Annotated in this window: 6 protein-coding genes; all 6 read left to right on the top strand. The window is 44.9% G+C overall.

Annotated features, from left to right (window positions below; all coding sequences use genetic code 11):
- On the top strand, positions 1 to 1,199 hold a 1,199-nt coding region (locus tag AB6E51_RS23960; RefSeq protein ID WP_372140261.1), incomplete at its 5' end, for a type IV secretion system DNA-binding domain-containing protein.
- A 40-nt stretch (positions 1,200 to 1,239) separates the two neighbouring features.
- On the top strand, positions 1,240 to 1,734 hold the full coding sequence (locus tag AB6E51_RS23955) for a cold shock domain-containing protein (protein ID WP_371979980.1): 495 nt from the start codon (positions 1,240 to 1,242) through the stop codon (positions 1,732 to 1,734).
- A 125-nt stretch (positions 1,735 to 1,859) separates the two neighbouring features.
- Positions 1,860 to 2,027 (top strand): hypothetical protein, encoded by a 168-nt coding sequence (locus AB6E51_RS23950; RefSeq protein WP_154724130.1) that lies wholly within the window; start codon positions 1,860 to 1,862, stop codon positions 2,025 to 2,027.
- A 62-nt stretch (positions 2,028 to 2,089) separates the two neighbouring features.
- Positions 2,090 to 2,419: a S24 family peptidase gene (locus AB6E51_RS23945; RefSeq protein ID WP_235612616.1), complete on the top strand. Its 330-nt coding sequence runs from the start codon at positions 2,090 to 2,092 to the stop codon at positions 2,417 to 2,419.
- Between the two features lie 154 nt (positions 2,420 to 2,573).
- On the top strand, positions 2,574 to 3,419 hold the full coding sequence (locus AB6E51_RS23940; RefSeq protein ID WP_235612614.1) for a hypothetical protein: 846 nt from the start codon (positions 2,574 to 2,576) through the stop codon (positions 3,417 to 3,419).
- Positions 3,420 to 3,602: 183 nt separating this feature from the next.
- Positions 3,603 to 4,156 (top strand): MobF family relaxase (mobF, locus tag AB6E51_RS23935; protein ID WP_372140259.1); only part of this gene is annotated, 554 nt, incomplete at its 3' end.

The raw sequence follows: 4,156 nt of genomic DNA, 5'->3' as shown, positions 1-4,156 counted from the left end.
CCACTGCGTACCAGATGATGCTCGATGACAAACACGAGTGCAGCGTCGAAAATCTCCTCCATCTCATCTTAATGTCAGAGCTCTCAAAGCTGGATGAGCACTTAAAAGGCACCGAAGCCAGCTCTCTTGTGTCGAAAAGCATCGAGAAGACCGCCATTTCCATCAAGTCGGTTTTGGCAACTTACATTAAGTCCTTGCGCTACCTGCATGGTCTCGATGAAAAAGACAGTCAAGGAAACCGTAAACGGGCGCGGTTTTCCATCACCGATTGGGTGCAAGATGAATCGCAGCAAGGCTTTTTATTTCTCTCCAGTAACGCAAGACAGCACACTGCGCTCAGACCGCTGATATCGATGTGGCTTGCCATTGCCTCTAACGCCATCTTAGGGATGGAGCCTGACGAAGACCGTCGTATCTGGGTCATCATCGATGAAATGCCAACCTTGCATAAGCTACCGGAACTCACGCACATCATTTCAGAAGTGCGTAAGTTCGGTGGCTGTTACCTACTCGGATTACAGTCTTACGCTCAGCTTGAGACCACGTATGGCCACAATGCGGCTAGAGTTATATTCGATTTGTTGAATACGCGGTTTTTCTTTCGCGCACCATCTAAAGCCATGGCAACCGTCGCCTCTGACGACTTGGGTGAGCAAGAGATTGACATATCGAGAGAGAATATTTCTTACGGTGCAAATGCACTGCGTGATGGTGTGTCATTGGGCCATCAAAACAAAACGCGCCCTGTCGTGTCGCCTGCTGAAATCCAAGGACTGGATGATTTAGAATGTTACTTGCGCACTCCGAACTCCATGTTAATCACCAAGCTCCAATTAAAGTACGACCGAATGAGCAACATTCAGCCGTCATTTATGAAGCGGGTCATTCCTGGTGGTGAAAAGATGGAGAGCCTAGACCAAGCCTTGATTTTTCATGAGTTAATTGCATTGCATGAACTCGATGAAACGCAAAGAAAACGTTTACTGGCTATCCAACAAAGCACTTATGAGAACGAAACCGAGCAGCAGCAAACAAGAGAAAGCCAAAAACAAACCATGACGAAAACGTCAAAGTCATCAACACCGCCATTGAAACAGGGACAGAACCAACAACTGGCTGAGCAAACTCAAGACGAGTTGCAACGAGAGACCGAAGAAGCGTCCATTACACAACAAGATATGGGCGAGATAGCCGATTAAGCCTGTCAGGGGTGTCCAAAATAGAGGAAGTACCATGATCATGCGCGGAAAAATAATCCGTTGGATTTCAAACAGAGGGTTTGGGTTCATTAAGAGTGATGAATATGAACGCGATATTTTTATTCACATTTCCGATATCACCAAGCGAAGGAGGCAACCAAAAGTTGGTGATACTGTGGAGTTTCGCTTGGACACAAGCGAAGGGATCGTATCCGCTAAAGCAGCGTCGATAATTTCCCCGTCCAATAAAGTGTCTACAACGTTTATAAATATAGTAGCCATGACTGTTCTTTGTTTTTTGGTCGCAAGTCTGACGGCATACAATTGGAGAAAGAACGATTTACCTATTTTATCCAAGCCAGATTTGAGTTCGCAAAATAGGAACCCTCCACCACTCAAATTTTATTGCGAAGGAAAGATACATTGCCGTGAGATGACCTCGTGCAAAGAAGCGATGTTTTACTTAAGGAACTGTCCCAATGTGAAAATTGATGGGGATAACGACAACATTCCTTGTGAAAGACAGCATTGTTGATTGCTAACCCCTCACTTGCTTGACGGTACACGCATAAAAGTCATCACCGCTAGAAGACGCTCTGGATGCCAATATTATTCCCCATACCTCCTACCTTTCGATGATCTTTAAAAGGAATTGCGAACATGAGTCAAAACACAAAATACCCACATAAAGAAGAAGGGAATAGTAAAGCCACATCACAAAAGCCCACCACTTTAGGGGATCGCCTTAAAATTGCATTAGGCTCAATGTCACAACGAGAATTGCAAGACGGTGGGGCGGGACGAGCGCAACCATCAATTGTTATGTAAACAATAGAAATCACCCTAGGATTAACGATTTAGAAGCGTTTGCAAAAATAACCAACACTGACTTGCTTTGGATCATCACGGGACAAAACTACACTCAAGCCAATTGGCTTACTCCAAACCAATCAATTGAAATCTGCCGCGACAACAGCATGACTCCAACCTTTACCGAACTAACCCCCGTCATTATTGAAACCATAAAAACAGAGCAACCTATTCATAACGGGGTTTACTGCATTGGAGTCACTCAGGGCATCGCGTTTCGACGATTGCAATGGGATGAAGAAAGGCAAGGCTTTTGGCTGCGCTGCGACAATCTCCACTTTGAACCTCAATTTAGCCAAGCGCCGAACGTAATCGGTAAAGTCGTCGGGGCGGTTATGCCTGTTTTATAAGGAAGCATCAATGTACACACTCAAAAGCAAAATACTCTCCTACTTATCGAGTCAATCCTTAAAAAGGAACGCTCATTTTTTTTGGCAAATGCTCGTAACACGCGCCTCTATAGGTTGCTTGTTTTTAACAGTCTTTTTTGCGCTCAACGGAAACATGTTAAAAGGCATCGAAATAACTCTGCATATCATGGCCGATACCGCCAAACTCGGCCCTGCACCAGATGGCATGATAAAGATATCTCACTGTATCAATAATGCCGATCCCACCCTCCCGTTGCCAGAGCCGATTTGTACGAAATCCATCGAAACAATTTCCATTAAAGAAGCCGCACAAGCAACAATGCAGAACTCAGTGACTTTCATCCTGATACTTTATTACCTAACTGGAGCCATAGTTGGTAACAGCTTGTCATTAATAAATCAATTCACGAGAGCTTCATATCAATACCTCGCGCCAAAAATTCGCCCTTACCTCAACAGACAAATGCACAATCAATTACAAGAAGACGTGAATTGGTGCGCCTCAGTAATTGAGCAACACTTTGAGGGGCAGCCTTACTGGGAGGAAACCGTGACGGCATACTTCACGCGAGGCGATAGCACCGATGTGCGGTATTGGAAAATGGTCAATCAGATCGCGACTAAACGTTGCACGGAGACTCCGAAAACATTGTTACACGTTGAGGCTTATCGAGAGATGAATAGAATGGCGTTATTTTCTATCAACGTTATGGCTGGCGCCTTGCTCGATTGTCGCTATAACACCAATATCAATAAGAAAAAGCTAGAAGACGTATTAAAAATAACGCACGATTCCCTATCTATTCGCGCTCCGAACTCGCTGTCAGAGCACGATGACATATTACAACGCATACAGACTTGCATTGATCGCTTTTGTGAATCGATAGGAGAGCCCTCTGCTGACTTCATCGAGTACTCAGGTAAATTAGATCAAATCCGTCTTACTGACGCTGAGCAATACCGAAACAAACCACAATGAAGCTTAAATAACAGCCGTATTCACCTTTCCACCAAAGTAGCTCACACACCCAACTCTGATACAATACCCCTGGCCGCTTAGACTCTCTGTGTTTAAGTGTTCTTTCTCGTCGCCTGCATACGTCTAAGCGCCCCATTCCCCTAGCTACTTTTGGTGATTTCCAACACAAGGAAAACACTAAACATGATGTCCATCAGCCCACTAAAATCCGCCTCTGGCGCTTCGAAATACTACTTAAAAGAAGAGCAAGAGCTTAATCAATCCACCCTCGCACTTGAAAAAGACGGTGACAACTATTACCTCAAAGAACAAAGCCAGGACAACAACACGTTTTGGCATGGCAAACTAGCAGAAGAAGTCGGACTGCTCGGCAAGCCTGTTGACCAAAAAACGTTAGAGTCCGTGCTATCTGGACACCTTGGCGACGAGACCATCAAAGGGAAACGGGAAAACACTCATCGCCCTGGTATCGACCTCACTTTTTCAGCACCCAAAAGATTAAGCACACTTGCACTTGTTGGTGGAGATACTCGCCTTATTGATGCGCATGATAACGCGGTTAAATTTGTTTTAGACCAAATTGAAAAAGACGTTGCTCAAGTCAAAGTGACTCATGAGAAAGGCACTCAAGAATTTGAAAATACTGAGAACATGGCCTTCGCCGTGGTACGCCATAAAACCAGCCGCGAAAACGATCCACAAATCCATTCCCACACCCTCGCCGCTAACATGACACG

It is taken from the genome of Vibrio sp. 10N.247.311.47, assembly GCF_041467535.1.
GTDB lineage: Bacteria > Pseudomonadota > Gammaproteobacteria > Enterobacterales > Vibrionaceae > Vibrio > Vibrio crassostreae_C.
This window is presented reverse-complemented; position numbering and strand designations above follow the sequence as displayed.

Coding starts and splice junctions, on each gene's coding strand:
- AB6E51_RS23955 (WP_371979980.1), top strand. CDS start 1,240: ATGCGCGGAAAAATAATCCGTTGGATTTCAAACAGAGGGTTTGGGTTC.
- AB6E51_RS23950 (WP_154724130.1), top strand. CDS start 1,860: ATGAGTCAAAACACAAAATACCCACATAAAGAAGAAGGGAATAGTAAA.
- AB6E51_RS23940 (WP_235612614.1), top strand. CDS start 2,574: ATGTTAAAAGGCATCGAAATAACTCTGCATATCATGGCCGATACCGCC.